Raw genomic sequence first — 25,220 nt, 5'->3', positions numbered from 1 at the left:
TGGGACAAATAAATCGCCCTCCGCGCGGTGTGGGGCGCCACGCAAGGGGTTGGGCAATCCTTACGACGGTGTTTCTCATGACCTGTGTCTCGGATCCCGTGGCGTACGCGCAGCCGGGGTCCGATGACGCGGCATTCCACGAGCTGGCCGAGCGCCTCCTGACCACGCCCAGCGCGTCGCTCGCCACGGATACCGAGCGGGAGCCGACGAAGATCCTTCCCGGGCGCCTCCCCGACGACGCCCCCTTCGATGTCGCGTTGCCGCCTGGCGGGCGTCTCGTGGGCAGCAGCGAGCTTCGCTCGATGGATCGCGAGACCATCCAGATCGTTCTCGACTTTCCAGGGTCCGCGGAGGAGGCGGTCGCGTTCTACAGCGCTGCGCTCGGCGACCTCGGATGGTCGCAGCCTCAGCAGAGCGGGACGCAAGCCGGTGGCTTCCAGGCTTCAACAGCGGCCTTTTCGTACCTCTGCTCGCCCGTGAGTCCTACGACATCTGCCACCGTGAACGCCGGCTCACTTCGGCGCGGCGTGGCGGATGTGCACATCACGATCTACACATCGGGTCCAATAGCAGCACGTGGCATCGGACCATGCGCCGAACGAGCCGGGTACCCCTCAGGGTCCTCGGTCCTTCCGCCGCTTCACGCGCCGGCGGGGGTCCGGGTTCTCTCCACAGGCCAAAGTGCCGGGAGCAGCAGGATCGGCTCCACCGCGCTCCTCGAAAGCACGCAGCCGATCGAGGAGCTGGCATCGCAGCTCGGCGATGCCCTCGAGGCGAGCGACTGGTCGCAATCAGATGCTGGCGTATCTGGACCAATTGCCTGGAGCATGTGGGACGTACCGGGTGGCGAATTATGGGGAATTCTGCAAATCGTCGCCCTGCCCGCGGGCAACGAATTTGCGGCGACGATTCAGCTCTATCCCACCGGTGCCGGGTTCCCATCGGTTCCATCGACGACGTTCTTCTCCTATCCGTAGCGGCGGACCCGGCAGGGGGATGCCCACAGCGCGCCTGCCATTCGTCCTCGCCAAGAGGTCGGGGCTCGTCCTCTGCCCACGAGCCCCTCGCACAGTCACTGATCGTTAAGGTGGAAGAACTCGATGGCGTTGCCCGCCAGCATCTGGTAGCGCTCGTCGTCGGGCACGCCCACGAAGTCTCGCTCGATCAGCTTCCGCGAATTCGGCCAGTCGCTCGCGGCGTGAGCGAAATCGCTGCCCCACATGACGTTCTCGACGCCGACCGCCTCACGCCTCCGCACGCCGACCGGGTCCGACAGGAATCCCCACAGACAGTGGTCCCTGATGTACTCGCTGGGCATGCGCTCCAGCCAGTCGAGGCCGTATACCGCACGGCCCAGGTGTTTGTAGCGCTCGTAATGGTCGTCAATCTGCCAGAGCGCGTATTCGAGCCAGCCAATCATCGTCTCTGCCCAGTAGACCTTGAGGGCCGGAAACCGGTCCCACACCCCGGCAAACGCCATCTGCACCGGCGCGCACGCGGCATCGCCGCAGAATCGAAAGAACCAGTGGCGCATGGGATCGTGGCCGAATCCGCTCGCGTCTTCGCGCACGCCCCTGGCGTAGGTGAACGTCTGCTCATCGTGCGCGGTCATCCGGGTTGTGCCGCCATTTGTGTGGTGCGTGACCGGCATCCGCAAATCAAGGGCCGCCGCCCAGAAGCGATCATCTTCCGGACGCGGCGCGCCCCTGCCGTTTGGGAATCGGTCGATGAGGACGCCCTTCAGGCCAAGGGAGCTGCAGTGCTCTAATTCGCGCACCGCGTCGTCGATGCCGGTCGTAGGGATGACGCCCATCGGGATCAAGCGGTCGGGCGCGACGGCCGCGTACTCCTCGGCCAGGTAATCGTTGTAGGCGCGCACCCAGGTCAAAAAGATCGCGTCATCGGGAATCTGGCGGAGTGTCGACTGAATGCGCGAGAAAAGGATCTCCGCATCGACGCCGTCCTGGTCCTGCTCCTCGATCCGTCTCTCGGGACTTCCGGTCCCGCCGCTGTTGTCGAACGTAGGGATCTGCTCGTGGAGACGGTCCCGCGGAACGCCGACGCTCCGCGTCAGGCCGATCCGGGCCGGACGGCCGCCGTTCACGACGACGGCGTCCTCTCCCGACTCCAGTCGCACAACGGAGACGAGGTCGCGGTGGGCAGCCGGAACGCGGTGTTTCCAGCGTTCGGGCGAGAGGTCGAGATGCGAATCAGCGGAGATCAGTTGATAGGTCCGCGCCATGCCAGCCTCCATTTCCCAGCATCACAACGAGCGCATCGGCGAAGTCACTGGGCACGATTGTCGCGCGTCGACCGATCCGGATGGCGCGCATCGTCGAGCTCGGTGCGGACGGCCACCGCCAGCGCCTCGCGCGTGACCGGCTTGCGAACGAAAGCTCCGGCCCCCAGCCGCTGAGCTTCTGCGACCCGCTCGGAATCGGCAAATCCAGACAGCAGAAGCGCGCGCTGGTCAGGATATCGCTCGCGAACCCGTCGAAAGGTCTCCGTGCCATCGATTCCTGGTGGCATCACCATATCAAGGATCAGCAGATCGAAGGATTCGACCGCGCACAGCTCGACCGCCTCCTCTCCGTTTCTCGCCACGGAGACCCGGTAGCCCAGTGATTTCAGCAGCTCCCGCGCGACCGCGAGCTGAAACGGATCGTCATCCACCACGAGCAGCGATTCGCCTCCGACCGGCGAAGCGGGCCGATGCTGCGATGCGGCCTCGGCCCGGGCGGCGGGGAGGTAGATCAAAAAGCGAGCGCCGGCCCCTGGTTCCGACACCAGGTCCAGATAGCCGCCGTGATCCTCCACGACGCCTTGAACGACGCTGAGTCCCAGACCGGAGCCGCGGCGTCTGCCGGTCGGCTTCGTCGTGAAGAACGGATCGAAGATCCGATCTCGAATCGCGGGCGCGATGCCAGGCCCTGTATCGGCAATCTCGATGAGGACAAATTGGCCGATGGGCACACGAGTAATCCGACCGAGCGGCTCGTGGACCGAGAGGTTTGTCGTTCGGATGGTCACCGCCCCGATGTCCTGCACGGCCTCTCGCGCATTGGCGATCAGGTTGGCCAGCATGCGCACGAGCTGGGCGGGCGCGCCGGCGATGCGCGAAAGGTCCGTCGCCAGATCGAGCGTCACGTCGAGCGAAGACGGGAGAGGCCCCAGCTGCTCGATCACCTCCCGCACGAGCTGGTTGATGTCCGTCGATACGCGCTCGAAATGTCCACGCCGGCCAAGCGCCAGAAGGTCCTCGTTGATCTGCGCCATCTGCTCAGCGGCCTGGAGCATGGTGTCGCAGTACTGTGTGAGGCGCTCGTCATCGGGTACCTGTATCTTGATGAGCTCGGGGTATCCCATGAGCGGCGAGAGGAGGTTGTTGAAGTCGTGGGCAACCTGCCCGGCAATAGTGCCCGCCGTCTCCAGCCGCTGTGCGCGCAGGAGTCGGCGCTCGATCTCACGCCGCTCCGTCACGTCCCGGAAGCTCCAAACGCGGAAGGGGCGGTGACCCTCCGCGCGGTGTGCCCGGGAGTAGCGCTCGAACACGCGGCCGTCGGTCATTTCAATGAGGTCGAAGCCCTCGTTCTCCGGGTGGGCATATAGGTCGCGCACCTTCGTCTCGAAGGCCTCTGGATCGGCGATCTGGTCGCGCACGTAGGCGATGGCTTTCGCATCGCTACCGGTTTCGAGGATAGATTCCGGGAGTCGCCACATCTCGATGAAGCGCGCGTTGTAGCGCAGGATCCTACCGTCGCCGTCCACGACGAGAATTCCGTCGGCTGTGGACTCGAGCGTCCCCTCCAGGAGGGATAGCGCCTCGGCCGATTCCTGGTTCAGGCGCGCCTTCTGGAGCGCGATCCCGGCCTGGTTGGCGATTGCCTCCAGCAGCTCGACCTCGACCCGGCCAAACGAGCGCTTCGACCGGGTCGCCACGAGCTGGACGCCGAGCACCTCGTCGTCGGCCATGATGGGGATGGTGACGAGCGACGCAACGCCCTCGCGCTTCATACGGGGAAAGTCCACAGCCGATGCCACGTCCTCGACGATCAGCGGAACCCGGCCTTGTACAACGCGGAGGCTCACCTGAGGGATTGGATCGATGGGCGGCAAGTTTTCTGGATCACGAAAACCGCGATGGGCTACAACCTCCAGCGCTCCGTCGCGCCGTGCGAATCGGAGCATCCCCAGGTCGAAGCACCCGACACGCATCGCTCCGTCCAGCAGAAGATCCGCCAGGGCTTTGATGTCACTCGCGCCCAAGATGGCCTGCCCGATCTCGTGGAGGAGGGAGGCGCTTCGAAAACTGGCCTCCGCGCTCTCTGCCCGAATCTCCAGTTTGCTCGTGACGCGGCGAAGCTCCGCCTCGGCCTGGTTCCGGCGAGCAATGTCCGTCTTCAACGTGGCCGTCAGGAACGTGATGAGGATCTCGACCCCGACGAATCCGGCGAGGTACAGGGCGGAGGGCGGGGACTCGATGTTGAGCGAGTACGGGGAATCGACAAACACGTAGTCGAAGATGGTGGCGCCGACGAAGGTGGAGAGCAGACCGGGCCAGAAGCCGCCGGACCACGCGCTGACGGCGACGGCCGCCGTGAACATGACCGACGGCGTGGCGGCGAGGATGGGATAGAAGGCGACAGAGCTGATGGCGGCTATGGCTGTGCTGAGGAGCGGGACGCCAAATCGCGACCACACTGCGTGTATCGGCAGCATCTCTCGTCCGTGTTCCGATTGCTGCGTGGCTACCATAGTGCAGCGAAGGGTAGCGCAGCCGCGCGCCGTGCGCCAATCTCATCGCAAATACAGCGCCGAGGTGAGCGGCCGGGCCCTTCATTTCTCCCACCGCTTGAGATCGGCGGGCCCCGACGACGTGGGATATGATGCGGCGGCAACCAACTGGCGAAACGATGGCAGCTTGAGAGGGATCGATGCGGTCGTTGATCCTCGTCACGCTTCTCGTCTTGGTGCCATTTGGCGCACAGTCGGCCCCGAGCAACGGCGTCGAGGCGGCCCTCCCGGCGCCGCAGACCGCCCCGCAGATCACCCCAGTCACCGGCCACCCGCGCCTGTGGCTCCGGTCTGATGATCTGCCCCGTCTCCGCTCGTGGGCTACGGCCTCAAATCCGATCTTCCAGGAAGGGCTGTCCGCCCTCGCGACCATGGCGAAGTCCGACATGGATGCCGGTCGAGTGCCGGGGCTCGACACCGGCACGCGAGAATACCAACAGTACCCGACCGAAATGTATGCGGAGCTTTTTGCCTACCTGTCCCTGATCAGCACGGACCAGGCGACCAAGGACGACTATGGGCAGCGCGCGCGAACGTTGCTGATGTACGTCATGAACCAGGCCGTCCTGGGCCCTGCCAGCGGCCAGCCCTTTCGGGATCCGTGCTTCGCCACCTGCGACTCAAATCGATCGCGCTGGTACGGCGAAGGATTCGCCCTGACCGTGGACTGGGCCTATCCCTACTTCACCGCCGCGGACAAGGCGACGATCCGAACCGTGTTTCTCCGCTGGGCACAAGAGATCGTCCAGTCCAGCTACCACATCCCACAGCCGATCGGCGTCGTCAACAGCCCTTCCCTCGTTGCCGACCCCGCGACGCGGCGATGGGCGGGCAACAATTACTTCACCGCGCACATGCGGAACCTCGGTCTCATGGCGATGGCGCTGGATCCATCCGACGACCCGGGAAACACGCTGCGCAACTACCTGAGCAACGCGACCGGCGCATGGCTGTACATGGTGGACTACCTCATGCGCAACGACACCGCGGGCGGGCTCTTCCCCGAAGGATTTGAGTACAGCCCCCAGACCGTCGGGTACGTGACGCAGTTCCTGCTTGCTCTCCACACCGCCGGCCAGGACGATCCGACGGTCTGGGGGCCACAGGTCACCTTCTCCGGCAACTCCTTCTGGAACGACGTCATTCCCGCCTACCTGCACTCGCTGAGCCCCCGCCAGGCGCAGTCGCATGAGCTGCAACAGCCCGTGTATCTTCCCGCGTGGTACGGGGACGGGACGAACTACTGGACGCCCGACTTCATCGCCATGTTTGCCCCGCTGGGACTCTACGACTACGGGACGGGCAACGCCGCCCGACTGAGCGCCATCCGGTGGATCGAGGTGAACACACCGCCTGGCGGAGCGCCGGGCTTGAACGGACGCGCCCGCGACGAGAACTTTTTCACCAACTGCATCCTGTACTTCATGCTCTTCGACCCGTCCGCATCCATGGGAAGCGATCCGCATTCAACGCTCCCCCTCACCTTTTTCGCGCCAGGGGCCGGCCGCATACTGGCGCGAACGGACTGGGGCCAGAACGCCACGTGGTTCACGTACCGGCTTGCCTGGGCCAGCATCGACCATCAGCTCGAGGATGGCAATCAGTTCGAGCTGTATCGGCGCGGAGAATGGCTGACCAAGGAGCGCACGGGATACGACCTCGACTACGGCTCAACCGACTACCACAATTCCGTCGCCCTTCAGAATGATCAGCCGCAGCGAGACGCGTCCGACTATCGGACATTCCTCTGGCAGCGCGGATCGCAATGGGGCCTCCTCTCCAGCGCGGACCCTCGAATCGTGGCGCACAGTTTTGGCGCGGGATACGTCTATGCGCTGGGTGATGCGACGAACCTGTACAACTCGACATACGAAGGCCTCTCCGACATCACCCATGCCAGCCGCTCGATCATCTGGCTCGTGCCTGACCGAATCGTCGTCTACGACCGGGCGGCCTCGCAGACCGCCAATCGTTTCAAGCGCTTCTGGCTCAACACGCCGACCCTCGCCACGGTTACCGGGAACCAGGCGCGCGCAACGACACCATCCGGGCAACAGCTCTTCTTGACCAATCTGCTTCCTGCCGGCGCCTCCGTGTCCGCGGAGTCGGTGACGCCCCAATATGGAGAAGTCGCGATCGATGACCCGATGGGTGAGATCCCCGGGTCGACTCCACCCCACAGCTATCGAGTACGCGTGGATGCGCCCGGCGGGCCGACGAGCGTCCGATTCCTCGACGTCGTCCAGGGCGCGGACCCAGGCGCCGCGGCCGACAGCGTCGCCCTGGTGCAATCCAGTGGGGGGACCGCGTTCGAAGGCGCCGCGCTGGCCGGCACGGTCGTCCTCTTTCCCGTTGACCTCGCCCCGCCCTTCGCAAGCATGACCTACCTCGCACCCGCGGGCGCGTCGCACCAAATCGTGACGGGGCTGGCGCCGAGCGCGTCGTACACGGTCGCGGCTCAGCCCGCTCCGGGAGGCATGCAGGTGACGGTGAGCCCCGGCCCCGGGACGATGACGGATTCGGGAGGCGTACTGGTGTTCGACATCGCTGCCTCGGGCGGCCCAACCTCTACACCCACGACGACCGCCGTTCCGGGCGCGACGGCATCCCCCACGGGCGTGCCGAGCGCGACCGCGACGCAGCCGACGGCCGGTATTGGGGGCAAGGGCTTCGGGATCTCATCCGCGGCCGACGGCGTCCGGCTGTCGTGGTCGACCGGGACCGGCCAGACAGGCTATCAGATCGCCCGCCTCGCCGCTGGGACCCTCTCCGTCTTGCCCGCCTTACCGCTCGACGCCAGCGCGACCTCCTTTCTCGATACGACCGCTCCAGCGGGCCTCAACTGCTACGTGCTGCTGCCCCTTGGGACGAGCCCGCAGCAGCTTTCCGATCTCCTCTGCGCCGTCGTCGGATTTCGCACCCCGACCGGCGCGCCACAGAGCTTCACGCTACGGCTCAACCAGTCCACCACAGCGTCGCTGAGTTGGGGGCCGCCCGCGGGCACGAGTCCCGACGGCTATCTGCTGCTGCCGATCGGCGGTCAGCTTCAATCGCTCGGGCCGACGGTCACGAGCGCGACCGCTCCAGCCAATGGCTTCACCTGCTTCGTGGTGGGTGCGACCGTCGGCGGCAGCCTCACCGGCTACTCCGACCTCGCATGCGGTCTGCCCGGCTTCGCCACCCTATCGCCCTGAGCACGGTCCACGCGACCTGCAGCCCCTCTTCGCCCTGGGTGCCCTGCTTGAGGACGCACCAATTGCCGCCTATACTGGCGCAAACCACTTGAAGGATGGCGCGATGGCAACGTCCGTGATCGGCCAGAGGGCGCCCAGGACCGAGGGCGCCGGCAAAGTTACCGGCGCAGCCAAGTACGCGATGGACGTGTTAATCCCCGGCATGGTGTGGGGCAAGGCGCTCCGTAGCCCGCATCCCTACGCGCGGTTGAAGCGCGTCGATGCGAGCAAGGCTCGGGCCATGCCCGGCGTCCTCGCGGTCATCACCGCCAGGGACATTCGCAACGTGCTGCACGGGCGTCGCGTGTACGATCTGCCGATTCTGGCGGAGCACGTCGTCCGTTTCATCGGAGAAAAGGTCGCCGCGGTGGCTGCCGAGGACCCGGTCATCGCCGAGGCCGCGCTCGATCTCATCGAGGTGGAGTACGAGGTCCTCGACCCGGTGCTCGATCCCCTCCACGCCATGGATGACGACGCGCCGCTCCTCCATCCGGACCAGCGCAGCTATACAGGCCTCCCCAACATCCCCGATGGGCTCCGCAACGTGCAGTCATACGGCCACTGGGAAAAAGGCGACGTCGGGGCTGGCTTTGCTGACGCCGATCTGATCTTTGAGGAGACCTACTCGTCAGCCATGACGCATCAGGCCCATTTGGAGCCGCAGGGCGGAGCCGTTTGGATCGACAACGAGGGTGTGATCCACGTCTACGGCCATCCGAAGAATCCTCTCGGCCAGCGGAAGCAGCTCGCCGAGGCGCTCGACGTTCCCGAGGAGCGGGTCATCTACGAGTTCGTCCGAATCGGCGGCGACTACGGTAACAAGGGCGGGTTGATGGACATCCCGCTCTGCTATTACCTCTCGAAGCTGTGCGGTCGGCCGGTTCGCATGACGCACACCTATAAAGAAGAGTTCATGGCCGGGAGTCCTCGCCATCCGTCGATCATCCACATGCGAACCGGCGTCAAGCGTGACGGCTCCATCACGGCGCATCAGGTCCGCAGCATCTTCGACGGGGGCGCATACGGCGCGCACAAGCCGACGCCCAACGTGGACGTCGGCGGCGCCCGGAAAGCGGGCGGCGTGTATCGCATCCCCAACTGCAAGATCGAGTCCTTCGTTGTCTACACGAACCACGTCCCGGGCGGGTTCATGCGCGCCCCGGGGGATTCGCAGACGATCTTCGCCATCGAGAGCCATATCGACGAGATTGCCCGCGCCCTCGGGTTCGACCCGCTGGAATTCCGACTGAAGAATATGATCCGGGAGGGCGAGGCGGACGCCACGGGCGACGTCTGGCGAGACCTTTACTGGCGCCAGTGCGTGGATGCCGCCGTGGCAGGATCGAACTGGGGGAAGCCGAAGCCACCCAACGTCGGCCGGGGCATCGCGATCACCCACCGCCACATCGGAGAGGGCGAGGCCGAGTCCCTCATCCGGGTTGACCCCAGCGGTCAGGTAACCGTGGTCACCGGCACGCCGGACGCTGGGATGGGCGCCCACGTCATGGAGCAGCAGGTGGCGGCCGCCGTGCTCAGCGTGCCCCTCGATCAGGTCACGATCCTCCCCGTGGGCTCCGACGTGATGCCCTACGATCCGGGCCTCGGGGCCGGACGGACGACGCACCTGGCGGGTGGGGCCGTCCACGCGGCGGCCGAGTTGACGCGCGACGAGCTTCGCTCGGCCATCGCGGAAACGCGCGGCTGGCCAGAGGACGAGATCGTGCTCGAAAACGGCGCCTTCCGACTTCCGGGGTCGCCAGAGCCACCGGTCACCCTCGGGCAGGCAGCGGTGGAATACGCCAGCGGGACCGGAAAGCCGGTCGAGTTCCGCGCCCGATTCGACGGGCGGAAGGTCTACACGGAGCTGTGCATGGCCCAGGTCGCAGAGGTCGAGGTCGACCCAGAGACGGGCCAGCTCACCATTCTGCACGTAAGCGCCGCGTGTGACAGCGGAACCATCATCAACCCGCCGGCCGCCGAAGGCCAGGTGGAGGGCGCATTCGTGCAGGGCGTGGGCCTCGCCATGTCGGAGGAGATGACCATCGAAGATGGTCGGGTCACCAACGCCAGCTTTGGCGACTATAAGATTCCGACCGCCGCCGATATCCCGCCGTTCACGCTAACGTGGATCGAGGACGCGCCTGGTCCCCTTCCCTTCGGTGGACGGGCCCTCGCCGAGCACGGGCACATTCCCACGTCCCCCGCCATCGCCAACGCCATCCGCGACGCCGTCGGGATCCGCCTGAAGTCGATCCCCTTCCGACCCGAGACCATCTACAATGCGCTCAACGCGGCGGAGGCCTCCAAAGGAGTCGGATGATGCTGACCCGTCGAGAAAACGAGCTGCTTACGCAATGTGGTCCGGGGACACCCATGGGCGAGCTGATGCGGTGCTACTGGCTTCCTGCCGTTCTCTCGGACGAGCTTCCCAACCAGGACGACCCGCCAGTTCGCGTGCGACTCCTCGGTGAGGATCTTGTCGCGTTTCGCGACACCGACGGCCGAGTCGGCCTGCTCGACGAGTACTGCGCCCACCGCCGCGCGTCACTGTATTTCGGTCGAAGACCTCGGCTACAGCAAGGGTCCGGATGGGACTCTTCGTCGACCGCGACGGTCAGCCCCTCTCGGTCGAGATTCGGCACGTAACGTCGGTGGATACGACCAGACTCCTTGCGCAAGCGACCGCGGACTACAGGCACCAGGTGGGGGTGGACGCCCACCCCCTCGTCATCCCGCCGCAGCTCAATCGCGATGGTCAGTACCGCGCCACGTTCCCTGCCTTCGAGCTCGTAAATCAGGCGGCCGGCGCCGACGCTGTCCAGGGCCTCCTCCGGAGCCTCCAGCCCCAGGCAATCGCGAATAGCATCGTCAATGCGCACGTGGGAAAGGCGCTAGGTAACCTCATGGTGGCGGATACCCAGCGCTGGGACCTTCGCTGAGGGAGAGCGCCCCGCTCCGGGGTTCATCTGCGATCATGGGAAGCCGAACGCGCACGGCGGTCCCCTCGTGCTCGCGGCTTTCGATGGTCATCGCGCCGCCGTGCTGCTCGACGATCTGCCGGGCGCCGGCCAGGCCAATCCCGGTGCCACCGATTCGCCCCACCACGTTGCTCCCGCGTCGAAACCGTTCGAACACCCGCGGCAGGTCCGTTTCGGGTATGCCAACGCCGTGGTCGCGCACAGTGAACCGTGCGAACGGCACCTCGCCCTCCTCCCGCTCGACCGTCACCGTGACTTCGCCGCCGTTAGGACTGTATTTGATGGCGTTCTCGAGCAGGTTCGTCAAGACCCGCTGCAGGCGGGCCACGTCCCAGTCGCCGATCAGCTCGTCCTCGGCTTCCACGGAGATGCGATGCTTTTGCGCCGTGCGCGCCAGATCGTCTGCCACCGTGCGAACGAGCCTCACGAGGTCCGTCCGCTCGCGGTCCAGATCGAGGGGCTGGCCCAGCTGCAGCCGAGCGACGTCGAGAAACTCATCCGCGAGGCTGGCCATGCGGCTTGCGGACCCTTCGATGGTGTCGAGAGCTGACGCGACGCGGGAGAGTGCGCGGGGACTTTCACGAGCAAGCTGCATCCGTGCGAGCTGCGCCGCCGCTTTGATGGCCGTCAGCGGATTCTTGAGATCGTGCGAGGCCGCGGCGAGAAACTCGTCCCGCGTCTCGACAGCTCGCTGGACCTCGCGGTGCAGCCGAGCGTTGTCCACCGCCAGCGCCGCGCGATTGCCCAGATCGGCTGCGAGGGCCAGGTCGCTGGGGCCATATTTCCGACCGGATTCGGCGGAGATGAACGTCAGCACGCCAAGGGTTCGCCCACGTGCAACGAGGGGGACCGCCATAGCCGACTTGAGGCCGAGCTGCCGGAGCACTCCGAGCAACCCGGGGTCCGACACCATCGACTGCAACAGCTCGTCCGTGATCTCCGAATACAGCTCCGGCTCGCCTTCGGTGAGAGCCCGCGGCGGACGCAGCTCGATGGGGTATCGCCGCGCCAGGTCCTGGGCGACGGCGACCTTGGCCGGATCCACGTGCGCCACCACCAGCCGTCGCAGGGAGCCCGAGTCGTCGAGAAGGTCTACGGCGCACCAGTCCGCCAGCCTGGGAACCGCGAGCTTGGCGACCGACGTCAGCGTCGTCTCGTAGTCGAGCGAGGAAGCCAGCTCCTGGCTGGCGGCGGAAAGAAATTGAAGCGCGCTCTCGGCCGCCTCCGCTCGCCTCCTGGCCAGGATCTCCTGCGTCACATCGCGGAAGGAGTTGATCGCGCCCTCGATCGTTCCGTCCGGGGCGACCAGCGGAGTGGCAGCCAGCAGCGACCAACGCTCGGCTCCGGTCTCCCGCTGGCGATAGCGGACCAATATCTCCGGCGGGTCCGCGCCCTGCAGGATCATTCGTCCTGGCAGAAGGTTTGGGGGGAGGACGTTCCCCGCCTCGTCGGTGATCTCGAACCGCGCGAGGAGCTCGGATGGAGGGGTGGCGACCATCTCCTCGGCCGAGTCGCACCCGACGATGCGGGCGGCCGCGTCGTTCGCATAGATGATGCGACCGGAGGCATCCTGAACGGTAACGCCGTCCGCAATGCTCCCGAGCACGCGATGGTGCAAAGCCGAGGCGCGAATATCGTCCCCCGTGCCCACGGCCCACTCCAAAACGGATTCAACGACGCGTGGCTCGCACTGATGCGAGCATACCACCGTGCGCGACTTTGACACGCTGTCGATCCGGGCGCTATCCTCGCGCATCAGCACCTGCTCGACTTTCGGCTCTTTCTGTGGCGTCCCAAATGCGGAATAACCAAACGGCTATTCGTCGAATCCGCGCGCGCCTCCACACCCCTTGGAGTGACGGGAGGATACCGCGGATCGCACAGAAGCTCGCTGCCCTCATCTCGACCTCCCTGATCTTCGCGGTTGGGCCGCTCCATGCGGAAGCGCAGGGGCAGACCACCCCGGCGTCGCAGGTGCAAATCAGCGTCGACACGCCGACAGATGGCGATCGAGTCGGTAACGGCACTCCGCTGAATGTGGGCGGATGGGCTGCCGATCCCGCCGGCCCGGGGACCGGCGTGGACCGAGTGATCATCTACCTCGACGAGGAGATGGGCGCCGGAAGCACGCCGCCTCTGGGCACTGCCGACTATGGCGCCCCCCGGCCCGACGTCGCCATCGTTCTCGGCAACTCGGCCTTCGCATATTCGGGCTTCAATTTCACCTGGACGCCCACAAGCTTGGTCCCGGGCCCGCACACGCTCTATGTGTACGCGCACTCGCCCGTGGACGGATGGTCGCACGCCACGGTCACCGTGCTCCTGGAGGGGCGCGTCGCGTCGTCGCTGACAGGGCCCGGGGTGGCGCCGATGCGACCATGCTTCGGGCCCCAGAGCGGCTGTCCGGCCCCCCCATACCCACCACCGTATCCGCCTGGCTCTCCCTGCATTCTGATCTTCCCACCGCCGCCCGGCTGCTAGCGCACGGAAGCGCGGCTGCGCCCCGTCGCGCAGTGAAGAAGTTCACCGCGCGGCTCGTTACGAATTCTCCAGAATTCGGCGATAATAGCGACGCGTAGGGTATCAATCCGCTGAACCGGCCGTGCCAGAATGTGCGCGTCCCGTAACCGGCGCTCACCGGACCCTGAGGAGCCATATCGTTGGACGTACCGCGACGAGTTGCGCTGGCGAGCGCCGCGATCGCGATGATCGCCGCGGTGCTGGTCGATGGCTCCCCGTCGAGCCCGGCCGTCGCATCCAACGCGCTCCATGGCCGCTTCAACGCCCCCGCGTGCCCGGGGCCCGGCGGCCCGCACGCCGCGAGCTGCCATGCCCGTTTCGTGTCGGATCAGGTGGGAACGCCGCTCACCACGTCGACGTACCAGTCCGGGCTCACCCCCGCCCAGGCCAGAAAGGCGTACGGATTCGACCAGATCGCAGGCACCGGCGCAGGCCAGACCATCGCCATCGTCGACGCGTACGGGAGCCCGACGATCGCCAACGACCTGGCCGTCTTCAGTCAGCAGTTTGGCCTGCCGGCCGCCAACCTGACGATCGCAAAGCCGCAGGGCAGCCGCATTCCCACAGATGGCGGCTGGGCGCTCGAGACATCCCTTGACGTGGAGTGGGCGCATGCTATCGCCCCGGACGCCAACATCCTCCTCGTCGTAGCCGCCGACAACAGCTTCACCAATCTGTTCGCCGCTGTCCAATATGCGAACACCCACGGCGCTGTCGCCGTTTCCATGAGCTGGGGCGGGTCCGAGTTCTGCGGAGAAACCACCTACGACTCGTACTTCACAACCCCAGGCGTCACATACTTCGCGTCATCTGGGGACAGCGGACACGGCGTCATCTACCCGTCGTCCTCGCCGAACGTCGTGAGCGTGGGTGGCACGACGCTCAGCGTCACGTCCGATGGCTCGTACGTGTCCGAGTCGGCCTGGGGCGGCTCCGGTGGCGGCATCAGCGCGATCGAGGTGCCGACATCGAGTTTCTGCCCAGGGGGTTTGGCCACCCCATCGTACCAGTCCGGTTTCCAGACCTTCGGCGCGGGGCGCGGCACGCCGGACGTCGCGTACGACGCCGATCCGCACACCGGATTCGCCGTGTACGACACCACGCTGTACCAGGGCCAGAGGGGTTGGTGGGTCGTCGGCGGGACGAGCGCGGGAGCGCCCCAGTGGGCGGCCCTCGCGGCCCTTGCCGCGTCGAGTGGCGTTGCCCCGCTCTACTCCTTCCCCTCGGACTACCACGACATCGCGACCGGCTCGAACGGGAGCTGCGGCCCCCAATGCAACGCCGCACCGGGGTACGACCTCGTCACGGGGCTCGGAAGCCCGAAGGCGAACCTCCTGATCCCGGCGCTCGGGGGCGGAGGCGCCGCCACACCCACCCCATCCCCCACCGGGTCGGCCGCGAGTCCAACGTCGACGGCCACCAGTCCCACGGGGAGCCAGACGCCGACCAGCACGTCGACGAAGCTGCCCGCCGCGACATCCACCGCGACCCCGACCGCGTCGTCGACCAGCACTCGAACACCGACGGCCCCGCCGATCCCCTCGTCGACGCCGACGCGAACGGCAACGCCGACCACTGGAGCATCGGGCGGCGGGACCGCGACGCCGACCCTCAGCCCCACGCCGTGCGCCTCCCGGAGCTGTTCGGCCGTGACGTCCACGGCGACGCCCTCAGGCCCAACGTCGACGCCGACCCTCGCGAGCCAGCCGACGGCGACCCCAACGCCAGCGAGCGCGACGACCGCGACCTGGACCCCGGCTGCGCCCTCGGCGACGCCGACGTCAACCGAAACCGTCGCACCAATCCCGAGCGCTACGCCGAGTCCGACCCGCACGCTCGGGACGTGTACCAGGCGCGGCTGTTGAGGCCGCCCCGCCGATGCCCGTCGCTATCCATCAGCGGCGCCGGCGAGAGCCCGCACCGCCGCTTCGATTCGCGCCGTTGCCTCTGGGTATGACGTGCGGACATCGAAGGTTACCGGTTCGCCGATCCGCACGGTGAAGGCGCCGCGCACAGAACACCGGCCGCCCTGAACAAAGCTTCGGCGCTCGACCTCCACCCAGACGGGCACCACCGGAACGCGACATTCGACGGCCGTGAGGCCGGTGCCCGCCATGAACGGCCGGAGCGGCCCGCCCTCGAAGAGCTCCCCCTCCGGGAAGAGGAGGACTGACCAGTCGAGGTCGAAGAGCCTCCCCATAGAGTCGAGGCTGCCTCGCACGTTGCCGGATTTCGACAGAGGAAACCCGTTCGATCGTGGACGGAATGGAAAAGGATCCGGCGGAGACGCACCGGGATCAACTCCGCGAGTCGAAACATCCGGGCGAGCTGCTCGGCGTCTCCCCTCCGTCGCGCTTCGCGCTCGATGGCATTGAGGAGGAGCTGCAGCGCCTGGGGAACCACGACCAACATGGTGATCTGGTTCTCCTCGATGCCTCGGACGAGCATCGCGCGGTCGCCCCCTTGCTGGTGTCCCAGCTGACGACGGAGCTTGTCCCGGAGCCGCGCGCCTGTCAAGCGGCCGGCCTTGGGTATACTTGCCACCGCGCCGCGCTTCCTCGAATGGGAACGGAGGAGGAGATGCAGGATACCGCATCGAAGGGATCTGTCACGCTCGCGGACCTCGAGCCGTGGCTCGGGCGGGAGTCGGAGTTCGAAGGTCTCGAGGAGGTCTCTCGCAACGACATCCGACGGAAGCTCGAGGTCTACTGCTTCGACTGCCCCCTCCACTACGACGACGCGGTGGCTCAAGCGCACGGTTATCGCATGATCGTCGCGCCGCTCGCGATGACGCCGCTTTGGGCACTGCCGCCTTACTGGGTGCCGGGCGAGCCGCCCCCCTTTGCTCCCGGCCGGCCGGAGCGAAACGGATCGCGCCACTCTGCCGTGCCGTCGCCTTTTTCAAAGGGCTTCAACGCGGCGAGCGAATGGGAGAGCTTCGAACCGCTCTATCCCGGAGACCGCCTCCGCGTCGTGACGAAGCTCGTAAAGATCGATCCGAAGGAGACGCGCGTTGGAAACGGCGCCTTCTTGACCCACGAGACCGGCATCTACAAGCGGACCGGCGAGTTGGTGCTCGTTAGCCGCAGCACCCAGTATCGGTATGACCCCCATGAGGAACGGGTCCAGGAAGCGCGCTCCGCTCCGGTGGAGCAGCCGCCGACCACCATGCAGCCCCAGGAGAGTAGCCCCGACGTCGACTGGTCGCGCCAGACGTACTTTGAGGACGTCGCCGTCGGACAGGAGATCCCCCCGTATCATATCTGGCTGAATTACCAGCGGATCGTGATGAGCGTCGCCGCGGACCGCATGTTCGGCTCGATCCACCACAATCGCGAGCTCGCCCGGGCGGCCGGGCTGGACGACATCATCTTCAACACGCGCGGCTATGAGATGGTCTTCGAGATCACTCTCCGCCGATGGATGGGCCTCGACGGGCGCATCAAGAAGATGGGGCCGTTTCGGATGGTGAAAAACAGCCATCCGGGCGACACGCTGACCGGCCGCGCCCGCGTCGTCGATAAAGAGCTGCGCGACGGCGCGGGGATCGTGCAGCTCGAGATCGGAGTAGACAATCCCCGGGCGGAGGCGGCGCGCGGATCCGCGACAGTGGCGCTCCCGCTTCGATCCCGATAAGCTTTCGCGCCACGTTCGCCGAGACTTCGCGAGCCACACGGACTCGCGGCATCCGCCCACCGATTCGGAGGCTGACTCATGGCTCGTTCTCCGCGGGTCAATTGGCTCGCCGTCCTCTCCACGCTGATCGGCTGCCTCGTGGTCCTGGGCGCGCCCCATGGCGCTGGCGCGCAAGAGGGACCGCAGTTCGGGAACTGGGGGCCCGGCATGCCGCCACCGGAGCAGGAGGGGATCGACCAGTCGGCGCAGGCCGCGCTCACGCCGGGCGTAGCCGCGGCGCCGGGAGGAGCAGAGGCCCCGAGCGCGATCGGCGCCATTCCCATCGCCGGTTGTCCCTACGACCTCCGGGGCACGTGGCTGAACCAGGGACAGCAGACGGTCGGCGGGAGCCGGTCGTACTCGGCCACCGTCTCCGTGCGGCAGTTTCACACCTGGATCATGGCTCAGCAAGACGACGGCGCGAGCTACTACGGGCAGTGCGCCGGCAACCGGCTCATGTTCGACATGTACAACGGCTATCAGTACGTCGGCCGCCAGTATGGCACGATCTACTCCGGCTCGCGGCTGACGCCGGTGCCGCTCCCCGGGGGCGCATCTCCCTTCGCGGCCCCTGCGCCTCCACCGCCGGGTCGCACCGGCGCGTTGTGGGCAAGCTTCACGTGGACCGCCTGGTTCGGCTCCGGGAGCGAGACGTGGACCCAGACCTCTCTGGTCACGCCCCCGACACCGACCGCGACCGAAACTCCGACGCCGCTCCCGACCTCCACGCCGACGGCTTCGCCGACGCCTGCCGCGCCAGCACCGGTCCTCGAGGCCCTCGAGCCGGCGAGCGGCCCGGCCGGGATCGAAGTCGTGATCCGAGGGAGGGCGTTCGCGGGCGGGAACAACCTCATCACCTTTGGTCCATCGATGGGGCTGCACCATCCAGACGGCGCGCCAGGGAACCTCGTCGCCCGAAGCGGCTCCGACGACAGCACGACGCTGCGGTTCGTCGTGCCATCGTCCGGTCCGTCCGGCGTGCTGTGCGACGACGCGGGCAACTGCATCGGCGTCACATCGACGCTCCCCGTCCCCGGGAGCTACGAAGTCACCGTGATCAATTCGAACGGCGCGAGCAATAGCCTCAGGTTCGAGCTGACGCCCGGCGGGAGCGAGAGCATCAACGGCGACGAATAAGGGTGGGCGTTCGCCCGGAGAGTTCGGGGTGGGCGGCATCAGGCCGGGCGGGACGGCCGAACGCGACGGTGACTCCCCTACGACGGCGGGAAGACGACGACGGCTTTGCTGGAGTTGAACAGATAGGTCTCGGCATAGGAGAGGATCCGCGGCGTGCGGCCCTCCATCGCGCCGGCCAGGCATACCCAGTTCAGGATTTCGTGCTGGCCGCTGTTCAGGATCTCCTCGGGCGTCAGATCGCGCCACACGCGCAAATCGCCACTTCTGATCTCCGCCAGCCGGGCGCGGTCCGCCTCGACGTCAGGATAGAGGTAGTGGTGTTTGCGGGTGAGCGTGGCGTGGGACCAACTGGACGATCCGATCACCACGGCGCGCCAAGGACTCGCCGAGATGATGCCCGCGATCTCCTTCCCCAGGTCGTAACAGCGCCAGGCGGGAGGTGACGGGGGAGGCGCGAACGGGCCAGCGGGTCGGTCCTTCTCCCGCACGCGGAGGTTCGATCCGTAGCAGTTCACGTGGAACGGGATAATCGGGTAGTTGAAGCCCTGGAGGTCCATGTCGAGATACACGACCGTTCGCGTGAAGGCGTGGTTCAGGCTCTCGGCGTGGTTGAACTCGAAAGCGCACGCGACGTCGAACCCACGGTGGACCAGGCGCTCGGTGATCTCCATGGCGGCCTCGCGGTGGCCGGGCACGGTGATGACCGTGTCCGTGGGCTTGTTCCAGATGTTTGCCGAGGCGCCGAGGCCGGCGCTCGGCTTGAAGGGCTCCGCCGGCATCTCGGCCAGCGCGTAGACGCAGAATGGCGGGATGATGTCCAGTCGAAAGTTCTCGTACTGGTCGTCCCCGAAAATCAGGACGAAATCGGGACGGAATTCGTCGATGGCGGCCCGAGCGGCGCGGTAGCCAGCCATCAACGTGGCGCGATGGGTTTGCGCAGCGCGGATCCCGCCGTCGTCGCCCCACTCGGCGCGCATTTCCGCAGGCCAATTGGCGGGGTCCTTCAGCTCGGCGGGGGTGCTCTCGCTCCTCAACGTCCGACGGAGGACGTTCGCCATGTCCTCATCGAGGAACTGTATGTGCGGCCCGTGGGAGCAGCCCACGCCGAGAATTTCGCCCATCGATTCCCCCGGCAGATGGCACGGCGCCTGGCGGTCGCCACGTTGATCCCAGTGTGGCTCGCCGCTCGCCATCTTACCACGGGTTGGTTCGTGACCGTTGTGTAACGAAACGGTCACGATTACTGGTCGACCTGCAATCGCGATCGTACAATAGCACGTCTCGGGCCGAATCCAGCGCGCCCCGAGACGGAATTCTGGCGGCTCCGTCTCCAGCCCGCGCTCACTCGGGCGCCCTCCGCACATCCACGTCGAGGGCCAGGCGCCAGGCACGTCCGCGGGCTTCGATGACCCGCCGAACGGGAATGGGAGAATAGGCCTATGGGATTTCGAACGTGGCAGTGGATGACCGGTGTTGGCGCGGCGGTGGTCCTGGTCTTCGGCATCGCCAGCAGCGCACGGATGCAGGGCGACGTCGCCGCCGACGGCAGGACTCTCTCCGGTGAGAACGCGGAGACCCAGGCGATGTTCCGCGGCACGTGGGGCGCGGAGGCGGACCACGAGTGGGTGATCGAGCACAATGCGGAGATCGGGATGACTATCCCGCCAAGGGCATCGGTGCAGCCACCGGCACCGCCGCCGCCCTTGCCCGAGGTTTCGACGCCAACCTCATCCGCGGCGACGGCCACCGTGGGCGCCACTGGTACGCCTGAAGCGACCGGCACGGTCACCGTTGTGACGACCGGAACCGTGACGGCCGTCACCACGGGTACCGTCACCGCGGTGACAACCGGCACCGTAACAGCCGAGACCACCTCGGAAACGGGCGCGGCGGGCCGTGGCGAGGCGACGAGCGCGCCGACCGAGCAGCCGAAGCCAACGCCGGTGTCGGGCCTGCAGGCGACGCTCCAAGCCCTCCCGCAGCCTGGCCAGCCACCCCGGCCAACTCCCACGCGACTCAATCGCTAATCGCGCTCAAGCGCAACGTGGCGGCCCGGATCTCATCGATCCGGGCCGCCCCTGTGGATTCGCGAGAAGAACTCGGCCGCTGCCTTCGTCTTGTCTTAGACGCCAGCCGGCTGCAGGAACAGGGGGTCAACGGTCCCGACCGGCAAGCCGAACGTTCGCCGGATGAACTGCACAGCTTCGCGGAAGGCGTCCTCCGCGTGCTCGGGGACGTAGTCGTTGCCGCCCGGCAGAGTGAAGGCGTGCCGTGTCCCCCAGTACGCCTTTAGCTCGAAGTGCTTGCCCATCTCATTGAGCTTGCGCGCGAGATCGTATACGTATTCGATCTTCACGCCCGGGTCCGACATCCCGTGCAGGATGATGAACGGTACGTCGATTCGCAGGGCTGCATCCGCCGGGTTCTCCGGAAAGCCGGCGCTTTTCTCCGGCACGAACAGCCCGCCGTGATACACGACACCGGCGGCGAAGCCCGGGACGTTCGCGAGGCCGAGATAGGTGAGCCCCCCGCCCTTGCAGTAGCCGCTCATGACGATACGGTCCGGATCGACCGACGGCTCGTTGCGCAGGACTTGCATGGCGCCACGGATCGTCTCGACGCTTTCCACATTGGTGGGATTGTCAGATTGGGTGAAGTAGTCGACGGCCATGCCGACGATCCCCTCCTCGGCATAGCGCACGCCCACGTGCTTGAACGGATCGTTCACACCGTTTCGGCCGTGGAACATGATGATTGCCGGATAGCGACCGGGCGCCGTGGGCGTCGAGATCCACGCCTGCTGCTCGCCGCCCCCGCCCGGGAATCGGACCTCGCGCGTCGTCGCTTGGTACACCTCAGCTCTCCTCGTGTGTGGTGTGATGCTGCGAGGATAGCCGGGCTCCTCGCGCGCGTCAACGCCGAGGGGGAGGCTCCGCGCGTCGAAATACGGTCATCCTGAGGGCGGAGCCCGAAGGATCTCGATCGACCGAGATGCTTCGCTGCGCTCAGCATGACAGGCGCGCTTCGATCCTTCGCTGCGCTCAGCATGACAACAAGAAAGCGCTCAGCATGACAGCCGCCCGGTCATCCTGAGGGCGGAGCCCGAAGGATCTCGATCACGCGAGATGCTTCGCTGCGCTCAGCATGACAACAAGAAAGCGCTCAGCATGACAGCCGCCCCGTCATCCTGAGGGCGGAGCCCGAAGGATCTCGATCAACCGAGATGCTTCGCTGCGCTCAGCATGACAGCAAGAAAGCGCTCAGCACGACACCGCGGAGCGGTATGCTCGCCCCGCCAAGGCCCGCCGTTCACGGCGGCGAACCCTCGGCCCGCCCTTCGACAAGCTCATGAAACGCGAACTACGCTTTTGCGAGCAGCTCGTCCCGCATCAGGTCCTGCCAGCGCGCACCTTCCGGGAGGACCATCTCCGCCGGGCGCACGTGGGACGGGTCCGCGAAGGGCGCAGCCGGCTCACGGCCCGCCTGGAGATCGCGAATGGACTGGAGCAGCATCCGACGCGCGGCGATGATGGCGAGGTCCGAGGTTCCCAGGTGCTCTTGCGTTCGGTCGTAGATTGGACCCATCCCCTCTTGCACCGCGTAGTCCTGGGTGTTGACGCCGGGGATTCCTGAGTAGTTCTCGCCGGACCGCTGCAGCGCCCGGTCGATCAGGTAGTCGTTCTCTATGTTCTGCTTGAGCCGAAAGCCGGGAAGCAGGTCCTCGGGTCCCCTGCCCATCCGATGCTCTTGGTCGAGCCACCGCTCCTCGGGGATCGGGCCACAATCGCGTCGGTACGCCCAGTTGAACACCCACGTGTGCTCGTCGTCGATGGGGATCCACATATGGCCGTCGATTTGTGGGTCGGGGCGGATACCCTGGCCCTCCGCGCGCATCTGGTGGAACGGCAGGACGAATTGATACACGCGCACGTAGTTCTTCCCCTCATCCGCCAGATGGCGAATGCCCGCGTAGGTGAAGCCGTAGTCGGTGTCCAGCACCTCGAGCCGCGGATTGCGCGCCCGTGCGCGAAGCTCAGACTTGTCGATGGCGACATTGTGCGCGCGGCTATGAAGGAACGAGGAGTGGGACGTGTCGATCCCGCCCTCGAGGGCCTGGAGCCAGTTGCAGCGCTCGTACGTCTTTGAGACCCACCGATGCCCCGCGGGTAGGCGCATCCACTCGAGGTTCAGCATGGGCGGTCTGCGCTCTGGCGGACCCATGTACGTCCACACCACACCGGCCTGCTCGACGCATGGATACGACGTGTGCTTGATCTTGTCTTTGAAGCTGCTCTCGGGCGGCTCGTTGGGCATGTCGACGCACCGGCCCGTCACGTCGAACTTCCATCCGTGGTACACGCAGCGTAGCCCGTTCTCTTCGTTGCGGCCGAAAAAGAGCGACGCGCCACGATGGGGACAGTGGGCGCCAACGAGCCCGATGCGCCCCTCTGTGTCTCGGAACGCCACCAGGTCCTCGCCGAGGAGGCGCACGCGGATTGGGTCGCAGTCGGGCCCGGGCAGCTCCGTGACCAGCAGGGCCGGCAGCCAGTAGCGACGCAGCAACGCGCCGCCGGGAGTTCCCGGTCCAACCCGGCAGACCAGCTCATTGTCTTCTTTGCTCAGCATTGCCCCTCCCGGTCCCAACTCAGCATCAGAATCGTCGGATCACATCAATGATAGTCGAGGCTGCGTGGCAGCCAACGACTGCGCTCCGCCGCGCGTGATACGATCCGTCCAGCAATACCATGGAGGGTACACGGTGGCCGGTTACGTCATTGCCCAGCCAATTGAGATTCTCGACCCTGCAGCGATGGATGAGTATCGAAAGGGCCTCGCGCCCACCCTCGAGCAGTACGGCGGGAAGACGATTATCCGCGGTGGTCGGGTCGAAGTTCGCGAAGGCGACTGGTCGGCAAAGCCCTTCATCGTCATCGAGTTTCCGAGCTTCGAGCGGGCGAAGGAGTGGTACGAATCGGCCGAGTACGCCGGTCCGAAGAAGATCCGTCACTCCGCGGCGCGGACCAACCTGGCGCTTGTGGAAGGCGTGTAGCCGCGCCCGCGATTGCCCACTTGGTGACCGGGTCCCGGGCGACGGGTACGTCCCCCACCCTCACCTTCCCTTGCTGCGGCGGGGGGGAAGACCGGCCCCCCGCCACTCGGGTTCCTACGCGGTGGCCGCGGCGACGAGATTGCCGCGCCACTGCGGCGCGCCGCTGGGGGCGCTGGCGAGCTCGCGCGCGATCTGTCCGAACTCCGCGAGGGACTCTCGGATGTAGTAGTCGGTGGTCGCCGCCCGCATCTCGTTGATGGCCGCCTGGTAGCGGGCCCGAACGTCTTCGGGCATATCCGCGGGGCTCCGTCCGACCGGTCCGAACTCGGGGTTCGCCTGCTGAATCTCCCGCGTCTTTTGCTCGCGCAGCGTCGTCACGCTCTTGGGGCGCTCGATGAACACCGACCGGAGATTCATCGCCTGGTCGTAGAAGGCGATGACCGGGACGGACTCGTACGGACCGTTCATGAACTCCGCCATGACATCCTTGTTGTCGTCGCGCATCAGGATCCGCACGTCCAGCTTGCCGGTCGCATCGGCGATGCGCTGGATGATCGGCAGATTCGTGTATACGTCCGGACAGGGATCGATCACCAGAACCAGAACGTTGAACTTCTCGGGGAGAGCGCGCCAGGGGGCAAGATCCGCGTCGGTCAGTGAAATCAGACCTTCGATCCGCTCGATGTTCGGACGGTTCCGCGTCATGCGCTCCTTGGCCTCGGCATAGCTCATGCCCTGCTGGAAGCGTTCCCGAGTAACAGCCATGGTCTCCTCCTTCGTGAGCCCATCAGATGTGTGCACCGCTGCAATGGTAGCAAGAAGCGGCGCGGCTGTCCGCTCGAGGTTCCTGCCTATGGGCCGTACAGCCGGGCCCGCCGCGCTATACTCCGGCCATCACCGAAAATGCTCCGGTGGCGAGACGGGGAGGAAAGATGCTGAGCAAGGAAGACAATCAGCTGTTGACTCGCGTCGGTCCGGGCACGCCGATGGGAGACCTGCTTCGCCAGTACTGGATTCCCGTTGTTCTGTCCGAAGAGCTGATGGAGCCCGATGGAGCGCCGATGCGGGTGCGCCTGCTGGGCGAGGACCTTATCCTGTTTCGCGACACATCAGGACGGCCGGGCCTCCTCGCTGACCACTGCCCCCACCGCGGAGCGTCGCTGTTTTTCGGCCGCAACGAAGAGGACGGGCTACGCTGCGTGTACCACGGATGGAAGTTCGACGTGACAGGCCGGTGCGTCGACATGCCGAACGAGCCGCCCGAGAGCAACTTCAAGGATAAGGTGCGCCAGCGCGCATATCCCTGCCGCGAGCACGGCGGGATGATCTGGGCCTATATGGGGCCTCGGGCGAATCCCCCCGAGCTGCCGCGCGTCGAATGGGCGTTCGTGCCGCCCGAGCAGCGGAATCTGTCGCCCGTCCTGCGGGAATGTAACTGGGTGCAGGCGCTGGAAGGCGATATCGACACCGCGCACCTCTATTTTCTTCACGCCCGTTTGAATCCCGACGAAGAGCGCGGCCCTCAAAACGACCAGGGTGTTTTTCACGAGGACCGGCACCCGCGCCTCTTCCTCACCGACACCCCTTATGGCTTGATGTATGGGGCGCAGCGGGACGAAGGGCCCGACCATTACTACTGGCGCATCACCCAGTTCATGTTCCCGTTTCACACCTTCTTCCCCCCGGGCGGCTTCGTGGGCGTTCCCGGCCACATCTGGGTCCCCATCGACGACAACAACACGATGGCGTGGTCGGTGGCGTGGAACCCGATAGATCCGATCGTGCTGCGCGCGGGCGGACAGGGCGCGAACGGCGTCGGGTTCCTGCCCTCCA

Annotated in this window: 19 protein-coding genes and 1 pseudogene; 12 read left to right on the top strand and 8 right to left on the bottom strand. The window is 66.3% G+C overall.

Going from position 1 to position 25,220, the window contains the following annotated elements:
- Nucleotides 1-77 precede the first annotated feature (77 nt).
- Complete coding sequence (locus tag VFC51_01280) at nt 78-977, top strand: hypothetical protein (GenBank protein HZT05636.1); 900 nt, start codon at nt 78-80, stop codon at nt 975-977.
- Between the two features lie 95 nt (nt 978-1,072).
- On the opposite strand, the gene VFC51_01275 is transcribed toward VFC51_01280, so the two are convergent.
- Both VFC51_01275 and VFC51_01270 read right to left on the bottom strand, forming a co-directional pair.
- On the bottom strand, nt 1,073-2,242 hold the full coding sequence (locus tag VFC51_01275) for an amidohydrolase family protein (protein HZT05635.1): 1,170 nt from the start codon (nt 2,240-2,242) through the stop codon (nt 1,073-1,075).
- Nucleotides 2,243-2,286: 44 nt separating this feature from the next.
- Nucleotides 2,287-4,719, bottom strand: coding sequence for a response regulator (locus VFC51_01270; GenBank protein ID HZT05634.1), 2,433 nt, complete (start codon nt 4,717-4,719; stop codon nt 2,287-2,289).
- Between the two features lie 215 nt (nt 4,720-4,934).
- On the opposite strand from VFC51_01270, the gene VFC51_01265 reads away from it, so the two are divergent.
- The 4 genes and pseudogenes from VFC51_01265 (at nt 4,935) to VFC51_01250 (ending at nt 10,966) form a co-directional block, all read left to right on the top strand.
- Entirely contained in the window at nt 4,935-7,988 is a 3,054-nt protein-coding gene (locus tag VFC51_01265; GenBank protein HZT05633.1) for a hypothetical protein, read from the top strand.
- A gap of 103 nt (nt 7,989-8,091) precedes the next feature.
- Entirely contained in the window at nt 8,092-10,347 is a 2,256-nt protein-coding gene (locus VFC51_01260) for a xanthine dehydrogenase family protein molybdopterin-binding subunit (GenBank protein ID HZT05632.1), read from the top strand.
- Nucleotides 10,347-10,589, top strand: a pseudogene (locus tag VFC51_01255) (Rieske 2Fe-2S domain-containing protein). The gene VFC51_01260 and the pseudogene VFC51_01255 overlap by 1 nt, the downstream one beginning before the upstream one ends.
- A gap of 26 nt (nt 10,590-10,615) precedes the next feature.
- Nucleotides 10,616-10,966, top strand: a complete 351-nt coding sequence (locus VFC51_01250) for a hypothetical protein (GenBank protein ID HZT05631.1) — start codon at nt 10,616-10,618, stop codon at nt 10,964-10,966.
- Here the strand turns inward: VFC51_01250 and VFC51_01245 are convergent.
- Entirely contained in the window at nt 10,929-12,656 is a 1,728-nt protein-coding gene (locus VFC51_01245; protein ID HZT05630.1) for an ATP-binding protein, read from the bottom strand. The two genes, VFC51_01250 and VFC51_01245, sit on opposite strands and share 38 nt — an antisense overlap.
- A 146-nt stretch (nt 12,657-12,802) precedes the next feature.
- On the opposite strand from VFC51_01245, the gene VFC51_01240 reads away from it, so the two are divergent.
- Nucleotides 12,803-13,486: an Ig-like domain-containing protein gene (locus VFC51_01240; protein HZT05629.1), complete on the top strand. Its 684-nt coding sequence runs from the start codon at nt 12,803-12,805 to the stop codon at nt 13,484-13,486.
- Between the two features lie 179 nt (nt 13,487-13,665).
- Entirely contained in the window at nt 13,666-15,390 is a 1,725-nt protein-coding gene (locus tag VFC51_01235) for a S53 family peptidase (protein ID HZT05628.1), read from the top strand.
- Nucleotides 15,391-15,413: 23 nt separating this feature from the next.
- Here VFC51_01235 and VFC51_01230 read toward each other — a convergent pair whose 3' ends face one another.
- Nucleotides 15,414-15,764, bottom strand: coding sequence for a 1-acyl-sn-glycerol-3-phosphate acyltransferase (locus VFC51_01230; GenBank protein ID HZT05627.1), 351 nt, complete (start codon nt 15,762-15,764; stop codon nt 15,414-15,416).
- 26 nt (nt 15,765-15,790) lie between these two features.
- Between VFC51_01230 and VFC51_01225 the strand changes: the two genes are divergently transcribed.
- Both VFC51_01225 and VFC51_01220 read left to right on the top strand, forming a co-directional pair.
- Nucleotides 15,791-17,161, top strand: a complete 1,371-nt coding sequence (locus VFC51_01225; protein HZT05626.1) for a MaoC family dehydratase N-terminal domain-containing protein — start codon at nt 15,791-15,793, stop codon at nt 17,159-17,161.
- Between the two features lie 78 nt (nt 17,162-17,239).
- A complete protein-coding gene (locus tag VFC51_01220; GenBank protein HZT05625.1) occupies nt 17,240-18,337 on the top strand; it encodes a hypothetical protein in 1,098 nt (365 codons plus the stop codon).
- A 77-nt stretch (nt 18,338-18,414) separates the two neighbouring features.
- Here VFC51_01220 and VFC51_01215 read toward each other — a convergent pair whose 3' ends face one another.
- A complete protein-coding gene (locus VFC51_01215; GenBank protein HZT05624.1) occupies nt 18,415-19,458 on the bottom strand; it encodes an extradiol ring-cleavage dioxygenase in 1,044 nt (347 codons plus the stop codon).
- A gap of 318 nt (nt 19,459-19,776) precedes the next feature.
- Between VFC51_01215 and VFC51_01210 the strand changes: the two genes are divergently transcribed.
- A complete protein-coding gene (locus VFC51_01210) occupies nt 19,777-20,364 on the top strand; it encodes a hypothetical protein (protein ID HZT05623.1) in 588 nt (195 codons plus the stop codon).
- 95 nt (nt 20,365-20,459) lie between these two features.
- Here the strand turns inward: VFC51_01210 and VFC51_01205 are convergent, their stop codons facing one another.
- Complete coding sequence (locus tag VFC51_01205) at nt 20,460-21,191, bottom strand: dienelactone hydrolase family protein (protein HZT05622.1); 732 nt, start codon at nt 21,189-21,191, stop codon at nt 20,460-20,462.
- A 506-nt stretch (nt 21,192-21,697) separates the two neighbouring features.
- Nucleotides 21,698-22,963, bottom strand: coding sequence for a Rieske 2Fe-2S domain-containing protein (locus tag VFC51_01200; protein HZT05621.1), 1,266 nt, complete (start codon nt 22,961-22,963; stop codon nt 21,698-21,700).
- Between the two features lie 64 nt (nt 22,964-23,027).
- On the opposite strand from VFC51_01200, the gene VFC51_01195 reads away from it, so the two are divergent.
- Nucleotides 23,028-23,387, top strand: a complete 360-nt coding sequence (locus VFC51_01195) for a DUF1330 domain-containing protein (GenBank protein HZT05620.1) — start codon at nt 23,028-23,030, stop codon at nt 23,385-23,387.
- 114 nt (nt 23,388-23,501) lie between these two features.
- Here the strand turns inward: VFC51_01195 and VFC51_01190 are convergent, their stop codons facing one another.
- A complete protein-coding gene (locus VFC51_01190; GenBank protein HZT05619.1) occupies nt 23,502-24,152 on the bottom strand; it encodes a thioredoxin family protein in 651 nt (216 codons plus the stop codon).
- A 167-nt stretch (nt 24,153-24,319) separates the two neighbouring features.
- Between VFC51_01190 and VFC51_01185 the strand changes: the two genes are divergently transcribed.
- On the top strand, nt 24,320-25,220 hold a 901-nt coding region (locus VFC51_01185; protein HZT05618.1), incomplete at its 3' end, for a Rieske 2Fe-2S domain-containing protein.

The organism is Chloroflexota bacterium (assembly GCA_035652535.1).
Classification (GTDB): domain Bacteria; phylum Chloroflexota; class UBA6077; order UBA6077; family SHYK01; genus DASRDP01.
This window is presented reverse-complemented; position numbering and strand designations above follow the sequence as displayed.